This is a genomic window from Haliscomenobacter sp. (genome assembly GCF_040403615.1).
Lineage (GTDB): Bacteria > Bacteroidota > Bacteroidia > Chitinophagales > Saprospiraceae > Haliscomenobacter.
In genome coordinates this window covers 1-22,043 of record NZ_JBBAKG010000097.1, presented here as the reverse complement: position 1 = coordinate 22,043, position 22,043 = coordinate 1, and the positions used below count along the sequence as shown (strand labels likewise).

General features: G+C 48.4%; 19 protein-coding genes. 11 read left to right on the top strand and 8 right to left on the bottom strand.

Annotation, left to right across the window (positions count from 1 at the left end):
• Window positions 1-374, bottom strand: a 374-nt coding sequence (locus ABW391_RS23180; protein WP_353484277.1) for a hypothetical protein, incomplete at its 3' end; no start/stop codon positions are given.
• A 332-nt stretch (window positions 375-706) separates the two neighbouring features.
• Here ABW391_RS23180 and pheT point away from each other — a divergent pair.
• The 4 genes from pheT to rny all read left to right on the top strand — a co-directional run bounded on the left by pheT (window position 707) and on the right by rny (window position 5,784).
• Entirely contained in the window at window positions 707-3,172 is a 2,466-nt protein-coding gene (pheT, locus tag ABW391_RS23175) for a phenylalanine--tRNA ligase subunit beta (protein WP_353484276.1), read from the top strand.
• A gap of 185 nt (window positions 3,173-3,357) precedes the next feature.
• Window positions 3,358-3,654, top strand: coding sequence for a hypothetical protein (locus ABW391_RS23170; RefSeq protein ID WP_353484275.1), 297 nt, complete (start codon window positions 3,358-3,360; stop codon window positions 3,652-3,654).
• Between the two features lie 7 nt (window positions 3,655-3,661).
• A complete protein-coding gene (locus ABW391_RS23165) occupies window positions 3,662-3,955 on the top strand; it encodes a cell division protein ZapA (RefSeq protein ID WP_353484274.1) in 294 nt (97 codons plus the stop codon).
• A 143-nt stretch (window positions 3,956-4,098) separates the two neighbouring features.
• The gene (rny, locus tag ABW391_RS23160) at window positions 4,099-5,784 is read left to right on the top strand and encodes a ribonuclease Y (protein ID WP_353484273.1); all 1,686 of its coding nucleotides are present in this window, start codon (window positions 4,099-4,101) and stop codon (window positions 5,782-5,784) included.
• 83 nt (window positions 5,785-5,867) lie between these two features.
• Here the strand turns inward: rny and rocD are convergent, their stop codons facing one another.
• Window positions 5,868-7,109, bottom strand: coding sequence for an ornithine--oxo-acid transaminase (gene rocD / locus ABW391_RS23155; protein ID WP_353484272.1), 1,242 nt, complete (start codon window positions 7,107-7,109; stop codon window positions 5,868-5,870).
• A gap of 200 nt (window positions 7,110-7,309) precedes the next feature.
• Here rocD and ABW391_RS23150 point away from each other — a divergent pair, with 200 nt between their 5' ends.
• The gene (locus tag ABW391_RS23150; protein ID WP_502916347.1) at window positions 7,310-7,771 is read left to right on the top strand and encodes an Lrp/AsnC family transcriptional regulator; all 462 of its coding nucleotides are present in this window, start codon (window positions 7,310-7,312) and stop codon (window positions 7,769-7,771) included.
• Here ABW391_RS23150 and ABW391_RS23145 read toward each other — a convergent pair.
• The 3 genes from ABW391_RS23145 to ABW391_RS23135 form a co-directional block, all read right to left on the bottom strand.
• Window positions 7,768-10,290, bottom strand: coding sequence for a M14 family metallopeptidase (locus tag ABW391_RS23145; RefSeq protein ID WP_353484271.1), 2,523 nt, complete (start codon window positions 10,288-10,290; stop codon window positions 7,768-7,770). The genes ABW391_RS23150 and ABW391_RS23145 overlap by 4 nt on opposite strands.
• Before the next feature lie 132 nt (window positions 10,291-10,422).
• Complete coding sequence (gene metF, locus ABW391_RS23140; protein ID WP_353484270.1) at window positions 10,423-11,379, bottom strand: methylenetetrahydrofolate reductase [NAD(P)H]; 957 nt, start codon at window positions 11,377-11,379, stop codon at window positions 10,423-10,425.
• A gap of 194 nt (window positions 11,380-11,573) precedes the next feature.
• Window positions 11,574-12,290 carry an NUDIX hydrolase gene (locus tag ABW391_RS23135; RefSeq protein ID WP_353484269.1) on the bottom strand — a complete coding sequence of 239 codons (717 nt, stop codon included), beginning with the start codon at window positions 12,288-12,290 and terminating at the stop codon, window positions 11,574-11,576.
• A 144-nt stretch (window positions 12,291-12,434) separates the two neighbouring features.
• Between ABW391_RS23135 and ABW391_RS23130 the strand changes: the two genes are divergently transcribed.
• Window positions 12,435-14,045, top strand: a complete 1,611-nt coding sequence (locus ABW391_RS23130) for a carboxylesterase/lipase family protein (RefSeq protein ID WP_353484268.1) — start codon at window positions 12,435-12,437, stop codon at window positions 14,043-14,045.
• Window positions 14,046-14,115: 70 nt separating this feature from the next.
• Here the strand turns inward: ABW391_RS23130 and ABW391_RS23125 are convergent, their stop codons facing one another.
• Complete coding sequence (locus ABW391_RS23125) at window positions 14,116-16,116, bottom strand: alpha-ketoacid dehydrogenase subunit alpha/beta (protein ID WP_353484267.1); 2,001 nt, start codon at window positions 16,114-16,116, stop codon at window positions 14,116-14,118.
• A gap of 68 nt (window positions 16,117-16,184) precedes the next feature.
• On the opposite strand from ABW391_RS23125, the gene ABW391_RS23120 reads away from it, so the two are divergent.
• The 3 genes from ABW391_RS23120 to ABW391_RS23110 all read left to right on the top strand — a co-directional run bounded on the left by ABW391_RS23120 (window position 16,185) and on the right by ABW391_RS23110 (window position 17,774).
• A complete protein-coding gene (locus ABW391_RS23120; protein ID WP_353484266.1) occupies window positions 16,185-16,706 on the top strand; it encodes a GNAT family N-acetyltransferase in 522 nt (173 codons plus the stop codon).
• 145 nt (window positions 16,707-16,851) lie between these two features.
• The gene (locus ABW391_RS23115; RefSeq protein ID WP_353484265.1) at window positions 16,852-17,193 is read left to right on the top strand and encodes a hypothetical protein; all 342 of its coding nucleotides are present in this window, start codon (window positions 16,852-16,854) and stop codon (window positions 17,191-17,193) included.
• 8 nt (window positions 17,194-17,201) lie between these two features.
• Window positions 17,202-17,774: a hypothetical protein gene (locus ABW391_RS23110; RefSeq protein WP_353484264.1), complete on the top strand. Its 573-nt coding sequence runs from the start codon at window positions 17,202-17,204 to the stop codon at window positions 17,772-17,774.
• A 62-nt stretch (window positions 17,775-17,836) separates the two neighbouring features.
• On the opposite strand, the gene ABW391_RS23105 is transcribed toward ABW391_RS23110, so the two are convergent.
• The gene (locus ABW391_RS23105; protein ID WP_353484263.1) at window positions 17,837-18,931 is read right to left on the bottom strand and encodes a lysylphosphatidylglycerol synthase transmembrane domain-containing protein; all 1,095 of its coding nucleotides are present in this window, start codon (window positions 18,929-18,931) and stop codon (window positions 17,837-17,839) included.
• A gap of 287 nt (window positions 18,932-19,218) precedes the next feature.
• Here ABW391_RS23105 and ABW391_RS23100 point away from each other — a divergent pair, with 287 nt between their 5' ends.
• A complete protein-coding gene (locus tag ABW391_RS23100) occupies window positions 19,219-20,337 on the top strand; it encodes a VWA domain-containing protein (RefSeq protein ID WP_353484262.1) in 1,119 nt (372 codons plus the stop codon).
• Between the two features lie 31 nt (window positions 20,338-20,368).
• Here the strand turns inward: ABW391_RS23100 and ABW391_RS23095 are convergent, their stop codons facing one another.
• Complete coding sequence (locus tag ABW391_RS23095; protein ID WP_353484261.1) at window positions 20,369-21,388, bottom strand: aldo/keto reductase; 1,020 nt, start codon at window positions 21,386-21,388, stop codon at window positions 20,369-20,371.
• A 224-nt stretch (window positions 21,389-21,612) separates the two neighbouring features.
• Here ABW391_RS23095 and ABW391_RS23090 point away from each other — a divergent pair, with 224 nt between their 5' ends.
• Entirely contained in the window at window positions 21,613-21,975 is a 363-nt protein-coding gene (locus ABW391_RS23090; protein WP_353484260.1) for a hypothetical protein, read from the top strand.
• The last annotated feature ends 68 nt before the right edge of the window (window positions 21,976-22,043 follow it).

Here is a 22,043-nt window from a genome sequence, read left to right as displayed (position 1 = left end):
AGGGCAGGTTTGATATCGCTATTCTTTGAACTTTTGCCGTAAAGCGACATGTGAAATTCACTGCCTGTAAGTGCCTTGCGAGCTATGGGTACAAAAACTTTTCCGTTTAGTAGGTCTCCATATGCCTTTAATTCTCCTTTTAAAGTAAGGTACTGAACAACGTCTTTGTTTTCAAGGTTGATTATTTTTCGATCCCAGTCTTTTTCAACTGTAAAGTATTCTTCTGTTGAATAATACTTGGGTATGTGCTTGGCTAAACTATCTCGCCAGGTATTGGCGATTTTATCTTCTAGTTGCTCCAGTGTTTGGGTACAACCTGGTCTGATGATAATAAGCAAAAAAGCGAGAAGAATCAGTTTTTTTACACGGTGCATGGGGATCAAATAAATATGTGATATAATGATCAGCAAGATATGCTATGTGGCTAATTTTGCCAAGCAAAAACAAAATAATTACTTTTTGGTTTGAAGGTCTTGTTTGCGCGATTGGCCCCTTGCACCAGTCTTTTCCATCACAAAGGTAAAATTTTGCATTACCGCTTTTGTAAGAGCTTTGTAACACCGGAGAAGCATATCCCCAATCAAAAAACCTCCCCCTTTTCCTCCTCCCACTCAGCTCAAAGCCACGATTTGAACATTCCCCCAGTCCGAATCACCAAAATCCCAAACAATCACCCTATCTTTGCGCCCAAATACACAAGCGAAACATGAAGGTTTCTCTCAATTGGTTGAAGCAATACCTGAATCTGGACGGCCTCAGCCCCGAAAAAGTCGGCGAAATATTGACTGACATAGGTTTGGAAGTAGAAAGCATCGAACGTACCGAAAGCATCAAAGGTGGTTTGGCAGGCGTGGTAGTTGGGCACGTGGTAGAACGTGAAAAACACCCCAATGCCGACAAACTCTCGGTGACGAAGGTAGACATTGGTACGGGCAGCTTGCTCAATATCGTTTGTGGCGCCCCCAATGTGGCCGCTGGCCAAAAAGTACTGGTGGCTACCGTAGGCACTACCTTGTATCCCAGCGAAGGCGACCCCATCACCTTGAAAAAAGGCAAAATCCGTGGCGAAGACTCCGAAGGCATGATCTGTGCCGAAGACGAATTGGGCCTTGGCCACGACCACGCCGGAATCATGGTTTTGCCATCCGATACCCCAGTAGGCCAATCCGCCAAAGATTACTTCAACCTGGAGGAAGACCACCTTATCGAAATCGGCCTGACGCCCAACCGCTCGGATGCCACCAACCACCTGGGGGTAGCACGCGATTTGGCCGCTGCACTCAAGATCAACTACGGCCACGATGGCGAAGTGTGTGTACCCGAGGTCAGCAATTTTAAAGTAGACAACCACAGCTTGCCCATCGAAGTAAGCGTTGAAAATACCGAAGCTTGTCCACGTTACAGTGGCGTAGTCATCAAAGGCATCAAAGTTGGAGAATCACCCGATTGGTTGAAGCGCCGCCTGCAAGCAGTAGACGTGCGTTCCATCAACAATCTGGTGGACGTCACCAATTTCGTGTTGCACGAATTGGGACAACCCTTGCACGCCTTTGACCTGGACGAGATCACTGGCCGCAAGGTTATCGTCAAGACGTTGCCTGCGGGCTCCAAGTTTCTATCGCTGGACGAAGTAGAGCGCAGCCTCAACGCCGAAGACCTCATGATCTGTGATGGCGATTCCAACGGCATGTGTATCGGCGGGGTATTTGGTGGCTTCAAATCGGGCGTCAAAGACAGTACCGCCAATATCTTCCTCGAAGCCGCTCATTTTAGCCCGACCTACATCCGCCGCAGCAGCATGCGCCACAACCTGCGCACCGATGCGGCCAAGGTGTTTGAAAAAGGCAGCGACCCCAATGTCACCGTTTTTGCCCTCAAGCGCGCCGCTTTGTTGATTCAGGAATTGGCAGGCGGAGAGATCGCTTCCGAGATCATCGACATCTACCCAACTCCCGTAGCGCCCAAGCAGATCAAAGTGACTTATGCCTACGTAAATATGCTTTTGGGCGTGCAACTTAGCCCCGCAGAAGTACAAGGCATCCTGACGGCTCAGGGCATGAGCATCGTAGAAACCGACGAGCTGGCCTTCACGGTTGCAGTACCCACCAACAAAGTGGAAGTAACCCGCCCGGCGGATATCGCAGAGGAAATTCTGCGCATTTATGGCTTCAACCGGGTAGAGATCTCTGACAAGTTCAGCATCTCCGCTGGCCTGGCACCCCAACCAGATCCCTCCGTGGTGCGCAATGCCATTGGCGACTTTTTGGCGGCAGCGGGCTTCAATGAGATCATGGCCGTATCGCTGTCTCAATCGCGGTACTACAGCCAGGCCTTCAAGAGCATTTCCGACGAAGAGCTGGTGTACATCAACAACACCTCCAACGTACAACTCGACATCATGCGCCCAGACATGCTCATCAGCGGACTGGAAGCCATCGTGCACAACCAAAACCGCCAGCAAATGCGCTTGCGCTTGTTTGAGTTTGGCAAGGTGTACCGCATGAAAGAGGGCAAAATCAATGAAAAAGCCCAACTCAGTCTTTATTTGACTGGCGATCGCTACGGAAAATCCTGGCTGATGAAATCGCCTTTTGAAGGGGAAAGCAACAAAACACCTTATTTTACACTCAAAGGCTATGTGCAAAACGTACTGGCGCGTTTGGGTTATGAGGGTTACCAGGAAACTGTGTTGGAAAGCGACGAGCGCTTTGCTTACGGCGTTCAATACCACCGTGGGCCTCAAACTTTGGTTACTTTTGGACGCGTAAGTGGCGGAATTGCCAAGGAATTGGGCGTGCGCAACGAGGTCTATACCGCTGTATTTGAATGGGATACCTTACTTAAAATTTTGCGAAAGCAGAACGTGACCTATCAGGAAGTAAGCAAATTCCCATCTACCAGTAGAGATTTGGCACTGATTATTGAAAATTCTGTTAAATTTAACGATATTGCAGCAATTGCCCGCAAAGTGGGCAAAAAGTTGATCAAAGACATCACTTTATTTGACGTATACGAGAACGAACAGCAGCTTGGTGCAGGAAAAAGATCCTACGCCGTAAGTTATTTGTTTGAGGATGCAGAAAAGACCTTGGAAGACAAAGAGGTCGACAAAGTGATGAATCAATTGATTGGCGAGTACGAGACTAAACTCGGAGCGCTGATCAGGCGTTAATACTAAGCAACGCAGAAAAATTAAGTTCCCGATTTTGGGTTTTGAATAGGAAGTCGAACGGTTCATTTCAAGTGAGCGTCCTATTCAAAAGCCTCAAAAAAAATCGGGAAGTAATTTTTTGCGTCATACTAACGAATCCAGTATTTACGTTGACGTGTTAATTTGTATTTTGATAGAATCCCAAGATGAACGCATCTGAACAATTTGAACGCATTGAATCCAAAATCCGCCGTTTGTTTGACCTGGTCAAGCTGTTGCGGAGTGATAACGCAAGCTTGCAAGATGAAAATCTCAAGCTTAAAGAAGTGATTGCCCAGCGGGATACCGCTATTCGTGCGTTACAAGTTCAGGTGGAGCGCGCTTCCAATGCTTTGGTAAAGCAGCGCCGGGAAGAGTCCGAGCAATCGGAAAAGTTTAAAGAGCAAATCGATCAGTACGTTAAGGAGATCGATAAGCGCATTGAGTTGTTGGCAAATAATTGACTATAGCATGGAGGGGCAGGAGGAAACGAAGAACATCACGGTTGTAGTTGCCGGGCGTCCATACCCATTGAAAATCAGGGTAGAAGACGAGGCTTCTCTTCGCAAAATAGTCAAAGAAGTCAACGAAAAGATCAATCGTTTTCAACTGACATACACGCAAAAAGACAAGCAAGATTGCTTGTCTATGGCGCTTTTGACCTACGCTGTTGATCTGCACAAAACCCAACTTGCCGCCGCTCAGGACACTCATCTTTCGGCCAAACTTTCCAATTTGGTAGCACTCTTGGATCAAGACATCTAAATCAAGTCTTAAGACTTTGGCGTATTTTTAAATATGCGCTATGGGTCTTAATGTTCTAAGGTTTGGTGTTTTAAGGCTAAATGGGGCCTATCCCCATCCTTGAAGTGCCGTGCCTATATTTTTCAAACGAAAAAAACGACTTTATGGCAGAAATTGGAATAGGAGCATTAATCGGATTGGCAGTTGGAGCAATATTGGGATATTTTTTGGTTCAATTTTTCCTGAACAGATCGAAGCAACAGAAACTAGAGGAACTCAATTCTCAAGCTGACCTGCAGATAAAAGAAGCTCGGTTATCGGCCAAACGTATTGTGGACGAAGCAGAGACCAAAGCGGAGAAAATCGTCAACCAGGCGGAAAGCAAGAACGAACGCATCAAACAAAACAAGATTCAAGAGGCCAAAGACCACTTTGCCAAATTGAAATCGGAGTTTGAAAGCCGGAAATCTCAGCAAATGGTTGAAATGAAAGAGCGCGAGATGGAAATCAAATCGCTCGAATCCGAATTCAAATCCAAAGAAGAAAAAATCGATGAACGCCACCGCGTTCTAGAACAGCAAAGAGCAGATTTTGACCTCAAAGATGCCGAAACAATGGCCATCCGTGAAAACCTCGAAAAGCAACTGAAAATCGTTGCCAAAAAACGGGAAGAACTGGATCAGGCCAACGAAATCCGCATCAAAGAACTGGAAATCATCTCCCGACTCTCTGAGCAGGAAGCGAAAGAACAATTGCTGGATGCAGTACGCGCCAAAGCCGAAACCGATGCGATGTCAATCGTAAAAGAATCCATCGAACAAGCCAAAATGGACGCGGGTAAGGAAGCGAAGAAAATCGTGATCCAGACCATCCAACGCATGTGCGCAGAATACACCATCGAAAACACCGTTTCGGTATTCCACCTGGAATCAGACGACATGAAAGGCCAGATCATCGGTCGCGAAGGTCGCAATATCCGTGCTTTGGAAGCGGCTACCGGTGCCGAAATCGTGGTAGACGATACCCCTGAAGCAATCGTTATTTCGAGTTTTGACCCAATCCGTCGCGAAGTAGCGCGTCTGGCTTTGAAAAAACTGGTAGCCGATGGCCGTATCCACCCTGCCCGCATCGAGGAAGTAGTGGCCAAAACCCGCAAACAACTGGACGAGCAGATCGTAGAAATTGGCGAAAAAACCGTCATCGACCTCGACTTGCACGGCCTCGATCCGTACCTGGTCAAAATGGTTGGGCGGATGCGTTTCCGCTCTTCTTATGGCCAAAACCTGATCAAGCACTCCATCGAAACTGCCAACTTGTGCGCCATCATGGCGGCTGAATTGGGCCTCAACCCCAAGCAGATCAAACTGGCCAAACGCGCTGGTTTGCTCCACGACATTGGCAAAGTTGCGGAAGAGGAATCAGAATTGAGCCACGCCATCCTGGGGATGCAGTTGTGCGAAAAATACAAGGAAAACCCGGCGGTAGTCAACGCCGTAGGTGCACACCACGATGAAATCGAGATGAACAACATCATCTCCCCCATCGTACAGGCTTGCGACGCCATTTCTGGCGCGCGCCCCGGTGCCCGCCGCGAAATCCTGGAAAGTTACCTCAAGCGCATTGGTGAGTTGGAAGAACTGGCCATGGCGCACGAAGGGGTTACCAAAGCTTTTGCGATGCAAGCTGGCCGCGAGCTGCGCGTGATCGTAGAAAGCGAAAAAGTAACCGATCAGTACGCCGACGATTTGGCGTTCATGATCTCTCAGAAGATTCAAGACGAAATGCAGTACCCTGGTCAAATCAAGGTAACCGTCATTCGGGAGAAACGTGCCGTAGCATTCGCGAGATAATTCCGTTGTGAATAAAAAAAAGCGCCTACTTGGGAAACCGGGTAGGCGCTTTTTTATTTATGGAAGGCTTTTTTTTGGAGGCATCAAAACTCCAACAAAGTTTTTCGAATGATGTCCACGCATTCCCAGATTTGATTTTCGGTCATGACGAGGGGAGGAGCCAGGCGGATTTTGTTGCCATGGGTCGGTTTGGCCAATAGGCCGTGGTCACGGAAACGGAGGCAGATGTTCCAGGCCAGGCCAGAATGCTCGTCGGTATTGATCACAATGGCATTGAGCAAGCCCTGACCACGCACCAGGGTGATGAGGTCATTTTCGTGGCGGATTTTGTTGAGTTCAGCGCGGAAAAGTTCGCCGAGCTTCTGGGCATTGTCGGCGAGTTTTTCATCGATTACCACTTGCAGGGCCTCGCGGGCAACGGCACAAGCCAAGGGGTTGCCCCCAAAAGTAGAGCCATGCTCGCCCGGACGGATGCACAGCATGATCTCGTCATTGGCCAATACTGCCGATACGGGCAGTACGCCGCCGGAAAGTGCTTTGCCCAGAATGAGGATATCCGGCTGAATGCCATAATGATCCAGCGCCAACATTTTGCCCGTACGGGCAATCCCCGTCTGGATTTCGTCACCAATAAACAGCACCTGCTTTTCGCGGCACAACCGAAACGCTTCGGCCAGGTAACCCGGATCGGGTACCACTACCCCGGCCTCGCCCTGAATGGGTTCGATGAGCAATCCCGCTACGTGGGGATCTTCGAGGGCGGCTTGCAGTGAGGCCAGGTTGTTGTACTCCACCATTTCCCATCCGGGCATGTAAGGCCCAAAATCATTGCGGCTGGAAGGGTCTGTTGAACCCGAAATCACTGAGAGGGTGCGCCCGTGAAAGTTGCCGGTAGCAAACAGGATTTTGGCGCGGTTTTCAGGGACACCTTTTACCTGGTAAGCCCATTTGCGGCACAGCTTCAGGGCAGTTTCTACCGCCTCCACGCCCGTGTTCATGGGCAATACTTTGTCGTACCCAAATAACTGGGTAATGTATTCTTCGTAAGGCCCAAGGGCAGTATTGTAAAAAGCCCGCGAAATAAGGGTCAACTTTTGGGCCTGCTCGGTCAGGGCTTTGATGATGCGGGGGTGGCAATGCCCCTGATTGACCGCTGAATAGGCCGAAAGAAAATCGAAGTACCGCTTGCCTTCTACGTCCCAGACATGTACCCCCTGACCCCGCTCTATCACCGCTTCGAGGGGATGGTAATTGTGCGCACCGTACTGCTCTTCTTTTTCGATCAATTTTTGGCTGCGGGTTACTGCTTGGGTCATTGTGGTCATGGCCGTAGAAATTATAGCTTGAAAGAATCTTTATTAATGGGATAAAAATAAAACTTTGACTTTTTATAAAGACCAACCACGGTAAATTTTACTTATTCTGACTTTTTTGCGTTAAATTGACTTTTCAATAAATCTTTTTTGCTTTATTTGAAACAGTTTGACATCTACCTATTTTATCATTTGATTATCAACGCTTTTAGATGAATAAATTGCCATACCTCGATGAACACGACCGTCAGATTCTCAAGGCGCTGGAGCTGGATGGTCGCAAGGCATATGCCCAGATTGCCCAGGAGTTGGGCATTTCCAATACGATGGTGCACCAGAGGGTGGCGCGCCTCAAAGACCTGGGTGTACTCAAACAGGTCAGCATCATTCTGGATGAAAAAAAACTCGGTTACGAATGGAGCGCGTTTACTGGTCTGGTGCTGCGCGACGATTCAGACTCGCAGCAAATCATTGCAGAACTCAAACGCATTCCAGAGGTAACCGAGTGTTATTACATCACGGGCAGTTATGCCCTTTACATTCGCATTGTGGCCACCAGTAGCGAACACATGCGCAAATTACTCTACGAAAAAATCGACCACATCAAAGGTGTGATCAAGACCGAGTCCCTGGTAGACTTCGGCAGTGCATTCAAACGGAATGTCCCGATTTAACGCATGAATATGGCATTCCCCATCACCAGTTTTCCGTTTTCCCAGAAAGACCGATACAAGGGATTGTCAACCAGGTACACCACCGCGCCTGCGCCTTTTTGCTCCAGGGCAAACACAACGGTATTTTTTTGCTTCTCCTTGGCTTTTGCGCCAGCAAAACCAGATACCATCAACTGGCTACCAATCGTACCTACATTGTACACTCCTTTGAGCGGTTGATAGGCCAATTCACCCGTTTTGAGGGAAAAATAGCTGTCTGACAATCCAAAGCCCAAGGGGTGAGTATTGTCGATTTTCACTTTAAAAATAGCGCCTGGAATGCTGCTGCTCTGAGCGCGGCGATCATCGTTGGCATAATCCAGAAAACGCTCGGCCAGGGTAGCCTCATCGGCAGCACGCTCGGCTTTTTTCTTCTCGTCCTCAGTTGCAAAACGAGTGAGCCCAAAGCCCTTCTTGTCTTGCAAACTTGATAGCGCACTGCCAATCGCAATCAGGCGGCCACCTGCACTTACCCAGGAATTCAGCTTTTCAAGCAAAGCATCGGTCAGGCGGTAACGGCCTTCGGGCATGATGATGGTATTGTATTCGCTCAAATCGGTACGGTCGAGGCGACTGGCATCCAGAATAGTATGTGGGTATTGGAGTTCCTGGTCAAAGTAAAACCAAACCTGTCCAAAATCATTGCTAAAAGTTTGGTCTCCACTCAAAATCGCTACTTCAGGGCGCTGGATAAAGCTGTAGCTGCTGGATCCAAAATCGCTGCCTCCCTCGGCAAACCCGGTACTTACGGTGCTCAGTTCCTGATCGAGCTGGCGGGCTGTGGCTTCTACAATCTGGCGGTAAGCTGGTGACATTTTACGGTTGTCTGCTTCCGTGATCACCAGGGTGCCGCGGGCATAGCTCTTGCCTTCAACGCTGAATGGCGCTTGGGCATACCGTACTTTTACGCCTTTTTTGAGCAGGGCAGCCACAAACTTCACGTTGGCACTGCTGCGCCACGGCGCCAGATAGGCATAAGACTTGACCACATTAGGAACCACATTGGGGCTCAAACTGAAGCTCCCCCCGAGATCCAGGCGTTGCGCACTGGCATAGGTTTCGAGTCCGTGCGCGTAAGGCAAAGCCCAGGAAGTGATGTCGTAGGTCATGGAGTCGACCAATTCGGCACTTGGTTCCAACAGGATTTGCGCCATGGTGCCACGGGTTTGGTATGCACTCACAATCAGGTCGTTGGGCTCAACTTTCAAGGTGATGGTTTTGCCCGTTTGGTAGTCGTAGGCATTCAAGCTGCTGGTTTTGCCCGCGCTGCCGTATTGGATGCGGTTGCGGTCCAATACTTCGCAGAAAGACTTGATGCGTTCGCGGGCATTAGTGGCTTTGACCACAAAACTTTTGTATTGCCCCGGAGGATTGGTGCGGGCGCGTTGAAAAAATTCAGTAAAGTTTTTATTCAGTTGCGTTACATTTTTTGAAGCAATTTCAATGGTTGCCATTGAAGTCGTGTAGTGGTGCATCACCCGATCTTTGAGGGTAAGTGTATCGCCATTGCGCATGGTCACCGCCTGGCCGGCACCGATGCCGCCTTGCTCATAGGTCATGCCGATGGCCCCGTTGTACATCGGGTAGGTATCGCCATAGCTGGGGTACAGCAGGTCAAATACTTCTTTGGTGAAATACAACCAACCTTCCTGATCGAAGTATTTGGCGTTGTTTTTGCCAATCTGTACCTGAAAATCGCGCTGCCATTGGGTCAGATAGCGATGGTAAGGCTGTGCTGCTGGCGCAAAATAGTAGGGATTGTTGTAGCCTTGCTCGTGTACATCTACGTGCACCTGTGGCAACCATTCGTTGTATTTGGCCAGGCGTTGGCGCGTTTCGATCTGGGTTTGCCAGGCCCAGTCGCGATTGAGGTCGAAGTAATAGTGGTTGACCCGACCACCCGGCCAGGGCTCTTGATGCTCGCGGGCATTGATGCTGGGGTTCGGAGTGTTGCCTACCACGCTGCGGTACCAGTGGGTATAGCGCGAGTTGCCATCGGGGTTGATGCAGGGATCAAGAATGATCAGGGTATTTTGGAGCAATTCCTTGCTCTTGGCATTTTGAGGATTCACCAATTCGTACAATACCCTTAGGCAGCTTTCTGCGCCAGCGGCCTCATTGCCGTGCACCGAGTAGCTGATCCAGACGATGCTCAGGTTGTCGAAGGTTGCGTCGGTGCTGCCTTCTAGCGCACCTGCCCGGCGAAGGTTATTTTGCCGAATGGCTTCGAGTTTGGCCAGATTGGCTTCGCTGGATACAAACATCAGTTGCAAGGGACGCTGCTCGTTGGTGTATCCATAGGGTTGAATGAGCACGTTTTTGCTGTTGGCGGCCACGTGGCGGTAGTAGTCCAGTTTCATTTCGTGTGGCGTAAATTGGGCGCCCCACTGATGTGGCAAAAATTGATCCGGTGACTGCAATTGACTATAGCCCCAATTGGTCATCATGACGAAGCAAAGGAGGGAAAAAAATGGCTTCATGTATTTTGGTTTATTTTTTTTCAAGACGTGAAGGAGAAGACCTACCGAGAAACTTGATGTTTGTTGGCTTTTCCCTTACAAAATAAGAGGGGTCACCGCTTTTTCCTTTCTGCGATGACCCCTCGATGACGATCAATATACGCTTTCCACAATTTTGCGGAAGGTAGGTCCATCCCCCATGGTATAGTAGTGCAAACAGGGAACACCTGCTGCTTTCAGCTCTTTGGATTGCGCCGAACACCATTCGATGCCTACTTGTCGGCGGGCTTCGGGGGTTTCAGCTTTGGAGAACTCTTTTACCAAAGGCTCCGGCAGATCAATAAAAAAGTGGCGTGGAATGGAGGTCAATTGGTACTGCTTGGTAATGGGTTTCAAACCCGGTACGATTGGAATGTTGATCCCGGCAGCTCGGCAATTGGCTACATAATTGAAATAATGCTGGTTGTCGAAAAACAGTTGAGTAACGATGTAATCGGCTCCAGCGTCTACTTTTTCTTTGATCCAGGCCAGATCCAATTCCATATTGGGAGCCTCAAAATGCTTTTCGGGATATCCAGCGATGCCAATGCAAAAGTTGGTCTTTTGCCCATTCTCAATGTTCAGGTCAAGGTACTTGCCCTTGTTCATTTCTTCAATCTGCTTGACCAAATCCAGGGCGTATTCGTGGCCACCGGGTTCGGGTTCAAACTTGGATTCAAACTGGCGAGCATCGCCGCGCAAAGCCAGTACGTTTTGCACATTGAGGAAGTTGAGGTCGATCAGGGCGTCCTCGGTTTGCTCGCGGGTGAAGCCGCCACAAAGCAAATGAGGTACAGCATCTACCCCATAACGGTTCATAATGGCGGCACAAATGCCCACAGTGCCTGGGCGTTTGCGAATGGCCACTTTTTCGTAAAATCCGGCTGGATTTTGCTTGTAAATGAATTCTTCGCGGTGGTAAGTAACATCAATAAACGGCGGTTTGAACTCCATAAGTGGATCCAGTCCTTTAAAGATGTCTTGCATGCTCCCCCCTTTGAGTGGCGGAAGAATTTCAAAAGAAATCAGGGTTTGTCCCTGCGCTTTTTCGAAGTACTCGGTGACTTTCATCGGATGTACAATGGTCGGTGATACCTGGCAAAACAGCCCACGGCGGAACAAAACTAGGCAGGTTTGGGATCAATTTCAGGTTTTTGAGGAGGTTTTTTGGGGGAAAGGGTCAAAATATGGCGGATTTGCGACATCTATTTCAGTGGCTCTTCTACGGATTGTTCTAAAAAGTACTCCGAATCCTGAGTTTTCAACTACTTTTCAACTTTAAAACTGTACAAATATGGCGCCTTATGCGCGCCGCCCAAAAACTGCTTTTCATGCCGCTCCAACAAATTCAAACTCAACATCCGGCGCTGAAAAGTGGTGCGCAGCAATTTTGTGTCCAGAATCGCTTCGTAAGCTTGCTGTAGTTCTTTCATCGTAAACTTAGGTGGCAACATATTTCCCCTCGCCAATTTTCGATCCAGGTTGTCGCGTAAGGTCTGTAAGGCTTTTTCTACAATCCGTGTGTGATCCATCATCAGCGGAGGCAGGGCATTGACGGGGTACCAGCGGCAAGAGTCGGATAAGGCGTCCGGCTGAGGCACTACATCCTTATAATTGATCAGGGCATAATAGGCCACCGAAATGAAGCGCTCCAACATCCAAGCGTATTTTTCTGGAGCAAGCCCGTTGTTGAGCAAAATGGTGCGCATCGGTTCTGCATTGTTCCGGTCGGCATCGCCAAAGGTGTAAAACTGCTCCAGGTGAATATTGTCCAGCCCGGTCCGCTCTTTCAGCCCACGCCTCACTGCATCATTCAAGTGTTCATTCTTTTGCACAAAACCTCCTGGTAGTGCAAAAACACTGGTGTTGTGGTACTCCATGATCAGGATTTTCAGCTGTGTTCCAGAAAATCCAAAAATTACCGAATCGTAAGCAAGATGTGGTAAATGATCGACAACGGTTGACGGAGAAATCTTCTGCATAATGTACGCTCAAACCTTTTTCTCAAAAGTAATAGGTTTTTTTCGAAAATAGATTTATTATTGTCACGAATTGATACAATAGAATTTTCGCCCATTTTACAACTACTCAATTCCTAAACATTTTTTAACCTTCATCCATTCGCAATGAAAAAACTAGGATTGTGCTTCCTTTTGCTGGGAGCTGCCATTGCTGCTTATTCACAGCAGATCACAGGCGAAAACGTAGCAGTTGCCAACACCGATGCCGGTAAAGTACGGGGCTACATCAACAACAGCATTTTTACCTACAAGGGTATTCCTTACGCCGAGGCCAAGCGATTTGAGTCCCCACAAAAACCCAAACCTTGGACAGGAGTGCGCAGTTCCATGACTTATGGGCCAGTTGCGCCACTAATGACCCCCACCAACGTAACCGCAGCGGGTGACGAATCGGAGTTTGTGTTTAACCACAGTTGGGGTTTTGCCGGAGAAGACTGCATGCGCATCAACGTTTGGACCCCCAGCATCAGCGACGGCAAAAAACGTCCGGTGATGTTTTGGATCCACGGAGGTGGTTTCACCGCAGGTTCTTCTCAGGAATTGCCTTCGTATGATGGTGAAAGTTTGGCTAAAAAAGGCGACGTGGTGGTCGTGTCCATCAACCACCGCCTCAACATTTTGGGGTATTTGGATTTGTCGGCTTATAGCGACAAGTACAAACACTCTGCCAACCTGAGCATCCTCGACATGCGGGTAGCGCTGGAATGGGTCAAGGCCAACATTGCCAACTTTGGCGGCGATCCCAACAACGTAACCATCTTTGGTCAATCCGGTGGTGGTGCCAAGGTGAATACACTTATGGCGATGCCATCGGCTAAGGGTTTGTTCCACAAAGCCATCAACCAAAGTGGAGCTTTCCGTTCAAATATGATGGGAAAAACGGAAAGCCAGGCCATTACCGCCGAAGTCCTCAAGGTGCTCAAATTGGAACCAAATCAGGTAGATAGCCTCCAAAAAATCCCTTTTGAACAATTGAGTGCTGCTGGAACGAAAGCATTGCGGACTATTGCTGAACGCATGCGGGCTGAGGGCAAACCAGTTGGAGGTTTTGGCCTCAGTTGGAGCCCCAGTATCGATGGTGATTTGTTGCCTTATCAACCCATGGCACCTGAAGCGCTGGACTTGTCCAAAAACGTTCCACTCTTGATCGGTACAGTGAAAAACGAATTTATGGCCTCTGGACGTGCCGGATTGAGCGCTGGCAGCCAGGAGCAGGTGATGGATTACCTCAAAAAACAGCAGGGTGACAAAACCACGTCCTTTGTTGCTGCGGTAAAAAAGGCTTATCCTACCGATAAAAAACCCTCTGATTTGATGGATGTAGACATGGTATTCCGCCCAGGCTCTGTGAATCAAGCGAATACCAAATCGGCTCTGGTTGGCGGTGCTCCCGTGTACATGTATTTGTTCACATGGCAGTCACCCGTGATGGACGGCAAATACAAAGCCATGCACTGTATGGAATTGCCTTTTGTGTTCAACAACATCGCGCGTTGTGCGGAAATGACGGGAGCAACCAAAGAAGCCTATGCCCTGGCCGCAAAAATGAGCCAATCCTGGATCAATTTTGCACGCACCGGCAATCCGGCTCATGCTGGGCTTCCTGCCTGGGAAAAATACAGTGAAGCCAAAGGTACTACCATGTTTTTTGACAACTTGTGCCAAATCCGCTATCACCACGATCAGGACTTGATCAAGCTGGTAGCTGCCCAGTAGGCTTTCCGATAAATTGAGATAAAAAGTATTTTGCAGAGGTTGCTGCGGAACCATTGCGCATAACAATCGGCTAATACCGCAGCAACTTCTGCACCTTTTCCGCAAACCTACCCACAGGTAAAAACTGTTGCTCCAATGAAATCGCAAAGGGAATCGGGGTATCCAGTGCGGCTTCCCGCATCACGGGCGCGTCCAGGTATTCAAAGAGATGCTCCGACAGATGTGCCGCGATCTCGCCACCAATGCCACCCAGGAGGGTATCTTCGTGAAGAATGATCACTTTCCCGGTTTTGCGTACACTGGTCTCGATGGTATCATAATCCAGTGGCAGCAGAGTACGCAAATCGATGATCTCGGCGTCAATGCCCAATTCAGCAATGGTTTTTTGAGCCCAGGCTACGCCCATGCCGTAGGTGATTACACTGAGGTCTTTGCCCTCGCGTACCACCTGGGCTTTGCCTATTTCTACGGTATAGTATTCATCGGGAATTTCGGCACTGATGCTTCGGTAGAGCGCCTTGTGTTCGAAATACATCACCGGATTGGGGTCTTCAAATGAGGCCAGCAATAAACCTTTGGCGTCGTAAGGATTGGAAGGATACACCACTTTCAAACCCGGCGTATGAAAAAACCAGGCCTCGTTGCTTTGGGAGTGAAAAGGCCCGGCTCCAGTGCCGCCACCGCAGGGCATGCGTATTACCACATCCGCATTGGCTCCCCAACGATAATGAAGCTTGGCCAGATTGTTGATGATTTGGTTGAAACCACAAGTCACAAAATCGGCAAACTGCATTTCCACCATGGCTTTGTAGCCTTTCAGACTCAAACCCAAAGCTGCACCGATGATGGCACTTTCGCAAAGAGGCGTATTGCGCACCCGCTCTTTGCCAAACTGCCTCACGAATCCATCGGTGATCTTGAATACGCCGCCGTAATCTGCGATGTCCTGACCCATCAAAACCAGGTTGTCGTGCTTTTCCATGGCTTGCCGCAAACCATCCGAAATGGCGTCGATAAAGCGTTTTTCGGTTTTCAGTCCATTGGTAGCTGGGCTAGGCTGGTATTCGAACGGGGCATACACATCGGCCAGTTCTTCCTCTATGGGATTGTGCGGATCGCTTTCTTCAAAAGCTTCTTGCAGTCCTGATTCGATGTGCTTTTTCCAATGCGCGCTGCGTTCTTTTTTGATGTTTTCGGTCAAAATGCCTTCTTCCATCAAGAATCGTTCGTAGTTGGCCAGCGGATCGCGCAGCGCCCATTGATCCATGAGTGCTTTGGGTACATATTTGGTGCCCGAGGCTTCTTCGTGGCCGCGCATGCGAAAGGTCATGCATTCAAGAAGAATGGGCTCGGGGTGTTCGCGCATGGATTCCGCCAGCTTACTTACCGTGCGATACACTTCCAGTACGTTGTTGCCATCGATGGTGAGCGCTTTCATGCCGTAGCCAATGCCCCGGTCGGCCAATTGAGCGCAGCGATATTGTTCGGTAGGCGGTGTGGAAAGGCCGTACCCATTGTTTTCGATCAAAAAAATCACCGGCAATTGCCAGACAGCGGCTACGTTGAGTGCCTCGTGGAATTCGCCTTCGCTAGTGGCACCATCGCCAGTATAGGCCAAACTTACCCTGCCTTCGCCTGAAAGTTTGTGCGCCAAACCCACTCCGGTAGCCAAGGAGAGTTGCGGTCCCAGGTGAGAAATCATCCCTACGATGTGGTGCTCCAAGGTGCCAAAGTGAAAAGAACGCTCCCGCCCCTTGCTAAAGCCAGAGTATTTGCCTTGCCACTGTGCAAACAAGCGATTGAACGGAACCTCACGGGCAGTGAACACCCCCAGGTTGCGGTGCATCGGGAAGATCATTTCGTCGGGGAGTAAGGCCATGGTAGAACCTACCGCAATGGCCTCCTGGCCAATGCCCGAAAACCATTTGCTGATTTTTCCTTGGCGAAGCAATTTGAGCATCTTATCTTCGATCAGTCGGGGATAGAGGAGTTGATTGTACAGGTTGAGCAACAATTCATCGGACAACCCCTCGCGGTTGAAAACCATTTGGTCTACAGCGGCGTCTTGCATATTGATTTGGTTAGTAATTTTTTGCGTCAGACTTAGGAACGGCGTCAAAAGTACGATAAAATCACATTATGGTAACGATAGAAATGGTTTCTGCATCCGAGATAACGACCTTGCAGCAAGTGGTAGAAGCAACTTATCTGCCTTATTTTAAACACTTCTGGCACGATGAGGGCAAGTCCTATTTGGGCAGCATCAATAGCCTGGATGTACTGGAGCAGCATTTGTACAATCCCTTGCATCGGTACTACTTTGCGCGACTGGAAGATGGAAGTATTGGCGGATACCTGAAATTGATTTTAGATGCGCCAATCCCGGATACGGATTTTTTCAATGCGGTTTGCCTGGATAAAATTTACCTATCCGAAGCTGCAAAAGGTCGAGGCATCGGCAAAATTTTGATGGATTTTGCACTTCAACAAGCCGTGCAGGCCAATGCCGATTACCAATGGCTCAGGGTAATGGACAGCAATGCCTACAATCTGGATTTTTATGCAAAAAACGGATTTTCCATCCTGTACAAGCGCATTTTGGATTTGCCCAACATGAAAGCTGAGTACTCTGGAATTTATACCATGATTCGGGAACTTTAAGTAACGCAGAAAAATTACTTCCTTATTTTGCGTCAGACGAAGTCTCCTGCACGTATTAACATAAAAATTACATTAGATTTTAGTCGTTTTTGAATTCTAGTAATAAATTTGCGCACATCAATTATTTAAAAACTTGATTTATACCATGGAACACCAAATCGACGAAACGAAAGCCAAAGAGTGGTTGCACTATGCCATCGCCCTTTACAATGATGACAAAAACGATTACGAAGTAAGAGAAGGTCTAAAAGCCCGAGGAGTACCGGAAGAATGGGCAGACTTGATTCAAACCCGCGCCTTGGATTCTTTTGAAACTTCAGAGAAAAAAGGTGGCTCCAGTGCGATGATTCTAGGTGCAGGCCTATTTTTATTGGGGGTATTGTTGACTTTTGTCTCAGCGAATGGAAATTCAGTTACGATCTTCACAGGCTTGATGGTTGTAGGTGGAATTACCTTTGTACGAGGTATAGCACAAAGATTGAGTTGAACATTCTCATGGAAGAAAAATTAGAAGCATTGGTTCTCCTGATTACTTCCTTGATGAAACGAGGAAAAAGTGACCAAGAGATAAGCGGGCTAATCAACACAAATGGACAATTGCCCAAAGAAACCCTAACTGAATTGCTAGAAGATACTCGTAGACAATTGGCAAAACTTGACGTAGATGAAAACAACTTGCGCGAAAAATATACCGCAGACCTGGATGAAGAAAAACTAGCAGAATTGATCGATCAAGCTGTGGATTTGTATGCTCAGCTAGATTTCAACGATTATCAGGTAAAAGAATACCTAAAGCATCTGGGGGTCGATGAAAAATACCTTCAACAAATTTGTGAAGACGCTTACGAACAAGTTCGTAAATCTATTTATAGTGTGGCAAGCGGGCTCATTGCATTTGGGGTAATAATGCTAATGGCTGGTACCTTGATGTTCATTTTTTTTATGGATTTCTTGTTCGGAAGTAGTGGCGTTTTCGGTTGGTTTTTAACGCGTTTTATCGTTTTTTTTCCATTTACGATCGGACTAATTTTTACTATAAAAGGCATCCTTTACAGAAAGGAAGCCTAACGAACTCAAGTTATATCTATCTGCTTAACTTCGTAGTAGTGATATTTTGTTCACAAATTGAGTTAACTGCCACTTTTCGACCTAAACACCTCCCGAATCCAATTCGGCACTACGATTGCCCCTGCGGTGAGGTACAAGTAGTAAGACATTAGCCTCCAGATGGCAGAGATCACCGTGGCGTGGGTATTGCTGAGTACATAATCGGTCAAAAAACCATTGAATGCCACTTCAATAAACCCTGCCCCACCCGGGGTAGGGCTAAACATGATCACAAAAAACATGGTTTGCAGGCGCGCATACAACTCTGCCTGAAAATGCAGATTGAGGGGCATATTCGGATTAAAGGCAATCACCAGGCAACTGATCAGTAAAAAACGAAATACCCAGGCCAGTAGCGTACCCACTATGGCCTTCAAGTGTACCCTCCAACCTTGCTCCCGCAAGCCCCGGGCAGAAATGACTAGGTCTTCGCCCAATTTCAAGGCCCCTTCGTGAAAGCGGCCAAGCAGGCGATTGTTGGTCAGCCAGCCCAACAGGCGTTTCATTTTTTGAGGCCCAATAAATACGCCATAGGCAAAAATGCTGGTGTAAACAATCATAAACAAGTATAAACCCATTGCGAGATATCCCCATTCGGCCACGTCTGCAAATGTCCCCGCATCGGGGCGTAATACAACATATCCAAACGTGGCGAATAAAAATGGCAGCGTACACAACATGAACAAGGCATCTAGCACAATCGTATAAGTGACAATGGTTACGGTACGGGCTACCGACAGTTTTTCTTGCGAAAGAATAAAAAATGCCACCGCTGAGCCCCCCAGTGCTGAAGGCGATACCGCCGAGCTAAACTCCCAGATGACCACAATTTCGAAGCATTTCCACCAGGAAAGTTCCTGGTTGGTCAGCGCCCGAAGGCGGTAGGCATATGCGGTATCCCGAATGAGAACAGTAAGAATACCCATGCCGATCCAGAAATAAACGTGGCTAGTCCACTGGATGCGCTGAAATTCTGCTGGGTCAAAATTGCGCCAAAACATATAGACTACCCCCGCCAGTCCCAACGCAATGGGCAAAATGATGCGATAGGGGGAAATGGATTTCAGTACTTTTTGCTGATCCGTTGACAACTTATTTAAAGGCTCCTCTTGCTTCACACTGATGTAGTTTTGGGGCAAAATCTAATTCCTGTATTCTTTGCCCAAATAAAACTAGACTTGTTGTAACGGGAGCGCTTGAGATCAAAAATAAGGGATTTTTTTCCTGATTGAGGCTTATTTTAGAGTGCATAGCAGCGCTACGGACGAAAAAATAAACGAAAAACAGGAAAAAAAGACCATTTTTGAGCCAAGCAGTCTCCCGTTACAACAAGTCTACAGATAATCACCGCCTAAATTCAGCATTTTTTTCCATTTTTGATAATTGTATTTGTATTTTAAACTTTATGGACAAAACCGAACAACTCAAGCGCTGGCGATTGGTATTGGGTCAGGCCGCCGACCCCCAGGAATCCATCGGCATGGGGGAGGAAGAACAAGGTATGGACAAAGTATTGGACGCCTTGTACGACAGCGAGCGCGAGCGAGGTCTAGGTAGTTCTTCGCCCAATGTGACGCGTTGGCTTGGCGATATTCGCAAGTATTTCCCTGCACCTGTGGTGCAATTGATGCAAAAAGATGCCCTTGAGCGCCTGCGCTTGCACCAAATGTTGCTCCAACCCGAACTGCTGGAAACCCTGCAAGCAGACGTTCATTTGGTGAGCACCTTGCTGAGTTTGAAGAAAGTATTGCCCGCCCAAACGCGTGAAACCGCGAGGGAGGTGATCCGTAAAGTAGTCAAAGAATTGGAAAAAAAACTGCGCCAGCCATTGCAAAACGCCATTCAGGGCAGCCTGAGCAAAGTAGCCCGCTCCCGTCGTCCCAAGCCCAATGCCATCGACTGGCACCGCACCATCCGCGCCAATCTCAAGCATTATCAGGTGGAATATCGCTCCATCATTCCCGAGAAACTCTGGGGTTATGGCCGTCGCCAACCCAAAATGAAAGACTTGATCCTCTTGGTAGACCAAAGTGGCTCGATGGCCACTTCAGTGGTGTATGCAGGGATTATTGGTTCGATCATGGCTTCGATGCCCAGCATTGCTACTCGTTTTATTGTATTCGATACCAGTGTTGTAGACCTTACTGAGCAATTGCACGATGCGGTGGATTTGCTTTTTGCCACCCAGCTTGGCGGAGGTACGCACATCAGCAAAGCGCTGCGCTATGGCCGTCAGCACATCCGACAACCCCGCAATACGATCATGGTGCTGATTTCGGATTTGATGGAGGGAGGCCCCAGTGAAGACTTGTTGCGCCAGGCGCTGGAGATCAAAGCTTCAGGGGTAAATTTGATTGCGCTACTCGCCCTCAATGACAAGGGCGCCCCCATGTACGATCACTACATCGCCGGCCAGTTTACCCAAATGGACATTCCGACTTTTGCCTGTACGCCCGATGCTTTTCCAGATTTGATGGCCAAGGCGATCAAGGGGGAGCGCTTGCGGGCAGAGTCTTCGAAATAGATTACTTCAATTACCAAGACTCTGCCTAGTCTTACTTCTCAATGTTTTCATACGTCTCTGCACCGCCATACAACACATCAATCACCCCGGGTTGACGAAGAAAATCGTGAGGGAACCCCAATTCAATTTTGCTCAAATCATTCAAGCGCAGGAGTGCTTCCTCAGGAATTTCTACGTTTACTGCTCCTAGACAATCTTCCAATTGCGCAGGCTTGGTAGCTCCCACGATTGGGATGATCATTTTGCCCTGTTCCATCGTCCAGCGGATGGCGACCTGGGCAGGCGAAACACCCAGTTGATCGGCAATATCTACCACTTCCTGCGCCAGACGATTGGCGTATTCCGCACGGCGGGCGCTGGCCTCGGGCAAGCGACCTTTTTCTCCACGAAGGTATTTCCCTGTCAAAGCCCCGCCAGCTAGAGGAGCCCAGGGCGTTACGGCCAGGCCAAAAGCTGCGGCCATCGGCAGAAGGTCGCGCTCTGGCGTGCGTTGCAGCAAACTGTATTCTACCTGGAGGGCCACAAAACGCGTCCACCCCCGCAATTCAGCCAGTGTATTGGCTTGCGAAACGATCCAGGCAGGGGTATCCGAAATGCCGATATAGTGCACTTTGCCCTGAGCTACCAAGTCATCTAGGCCGCGCATTACCTCATCTACAGGGGTGAGTCCGTCCCAAGCGTGTACCCACAGCAAGTCGATAAAATCGGTACCAAGGCGCTTGAGGCTACCTTCTACGGAGCGCATCATGTTTTTGCGGTGGTTGCCTGCAAAATTGGGATCGCCAGTACCATCGCGCAAGGAATATTTGGTAGCTACAACGAAATGATCGCGGTTGGATTCAATGAATTCTCCGAGCCATTTTTCGGAAGTGCCTTCGGTGTACCGATTGGCTGTATCCAGAAAATTGCCGCCTGCGTTGGCATAGGCATCAAAGATCTGTTTGGAAGTGTCGTAATCTGCGCCCCAGTTCCATTCTTTGCCAAAGCCCATAGTACCCAGGCTTAGTTCGGATACGCGGAGGCCGCTGCGGCCAAGTAGTTTGTATTTCATGATGGAGGATTGTAAATGATGGGAAGTACAATAAAAACCGTAAAAGGTTGGGAAAGGTTGAATGCGATTTTTAAACTAAAATTCTCAATAGTGCAGAACTTCCTTCTCCTCAAAAAAGGGGATATTTTCAAAACCCCTTCTGGAGGTGATTTCTGGCACGACAGGATGGTTTTACTTTGTATCATCAAACGCACCCAATTCATCCAAACCAAAATGTACGTGTCATGAAAAAAGCAATGATTTTAGCCGCAATTTTCGCTGCTTGTTTCTTCAATAGTTGTGATTCTTCTTCATCTTACGAGCAAAGCAATGCGACCGAAGCTCAAGCGAATCCAGAAGATGCTCAGATTGCTGCCATCAAGCAAAAACTGGCTGAAAAACAACAAAATGGCGAAATTACCGATGAACAGGCGGCTGCTTTGCTGTTGCTTATCCTCGCAGCCATTGCCAATGAAAGTGGTAATGCGAATGAGGCTTCTAATTTCAGCCCTGAATATGGCAATTCTGGCTACAGCGAGGATGAAGTTATGGACATGGTCATTGACCATTCCATCAATCCGGTGGGAACAATCGATTACAACTACTGACTTATATCATCCCAAGGGGCGATAAAAAAATAAGTGCTCATTTTGCCAGAGGATTAGATAAGTAAACG

What these genes read in the sequence shown, in the direction of transcription:
- ABW391_RS23125 (WP_353484267.1), bottom strand. Translation starts at nt 16,116, where the DNA reads ATGCAAGACGCCGCTGTAGACCAAATGGTTTTCAACCGCGAGGGGTTG.
- ABW391_RS23170 (WP_353484275.1), top strand. Translation starts at nt 3,358, where the DNA reads ATGAACGCATCTGAACAATTTGAACGCATTGAATCCAAAATCCGCCGT.
- ABW391_RS23110 (WP_353484264.1), top strand. Translation starts at nt 17,202, where the DNA reads ATGGAAGAAAAATTAGAAGCATTGGTTCTCCTGATTACTTCCTTGATG.
- ABW391_RS23115 (WP_353484265.1), top strand. Translation starts at nt 16,852, where the DNA reads ATGGAACACCAAATCGACGAAACGAAAGCCAAAGAGTGGTTGCACTAT.
- rocD (WP_353484272.1), bottom strand. Translation starts at nt 7,109, where the DNA reads ATGACCACAATGACCCAAGCAGTAACCCGCAGCCAAAAATTGATCGAA.
- metF (WP_353484270.1), bottom strand. Translation starts at nt 11,379, where the DNA reads ATGAAAGTCACCGAGTACTTCGAAAAAGCGCAGGGACAAACCCTGATT.
- ABW391_RS23130 (WP_353484268.1), top strand. Translation starts at nt 12,435, where the DNA reads ATGAAAAAACTAGGATTGTGCTTCCTTTTGCTGGGAGCTGCCATTGCT.
- ABW391_RS23120 (WP_353484266.1), top strand. Translation starts at nt 16,185, where the DNA reads ATGGTAACGATAGAAATGGTTTCTGCATCCGAGATAACGACCTTGCAG.
- ABW391_RS23150 (WP_502916347.1), top strand. Translation starts at nt 7,310, where the DNA reads ATGAATAAATTGCCATACCTCGATGAACACGACCGTCAGATTCTCAAG.
- ABW391_RS23095 (WP_353484261.1), bottom strand. Translation starts at nt 21,388, where the DNA reads ATGAAATACAAACTACTTGGCCGCAGCGGCCTCCGCGTATCCGAACTA.
- ABW391_RS23145 (WP_353484271.1), bottom strand. Translation starts at nt 10,290, where the DNA reads ATGAAGCCATTTTTTTCCCTCCTTTGCTTCGTCATGATGACCAATTGG.
- pheT (WP_353484276.1), top strand. Translation starts at nt 707, where the DNA reads ATGAAGGTTTCTCTCAATTGGTTGAAGCAATACCTGAATCTGGACGGC.
- ABW391_RS23100 (WP_353484262.1), top strand. Translation starts at nt 19,219, where the DNA reads ATGGACAAAACCGAACAACTCAAGCGCTGGCGATTGGTATTGGGTCAG.
- ABW391_RS23165 (WP_353484274.1), top strand. Translation starts at nt 3,662, where the DNA reads ATGGAGGGGCAGGAGGAAACGAAGAACATCACGGTTGTAGTTGCCGGG.
- rny (WP_353484273.1), top strand. Translation starts at nt 4,099, where the DNA reads ATGGCAGAAATTGGAATAGGAGCATTAATCGGATTGGCAGTTGGAGCA.
- ABW391_RS23090 (WP_353484260.1), top strand. Translation starts at nt 21,613, where the DNA reads ATGAAAAAAGCAATGATTTTAGCCGCAATTTTCGCTGCTTGTTTCTTC.
- ABW391_RS23135 (WP_353484269.1), bottom strand. Translation starts at nt 12,290, where the DNA reads ATGCAGAAGATTTCTCCGTCAACCGTTGTCGATCATTTACCACATCTT.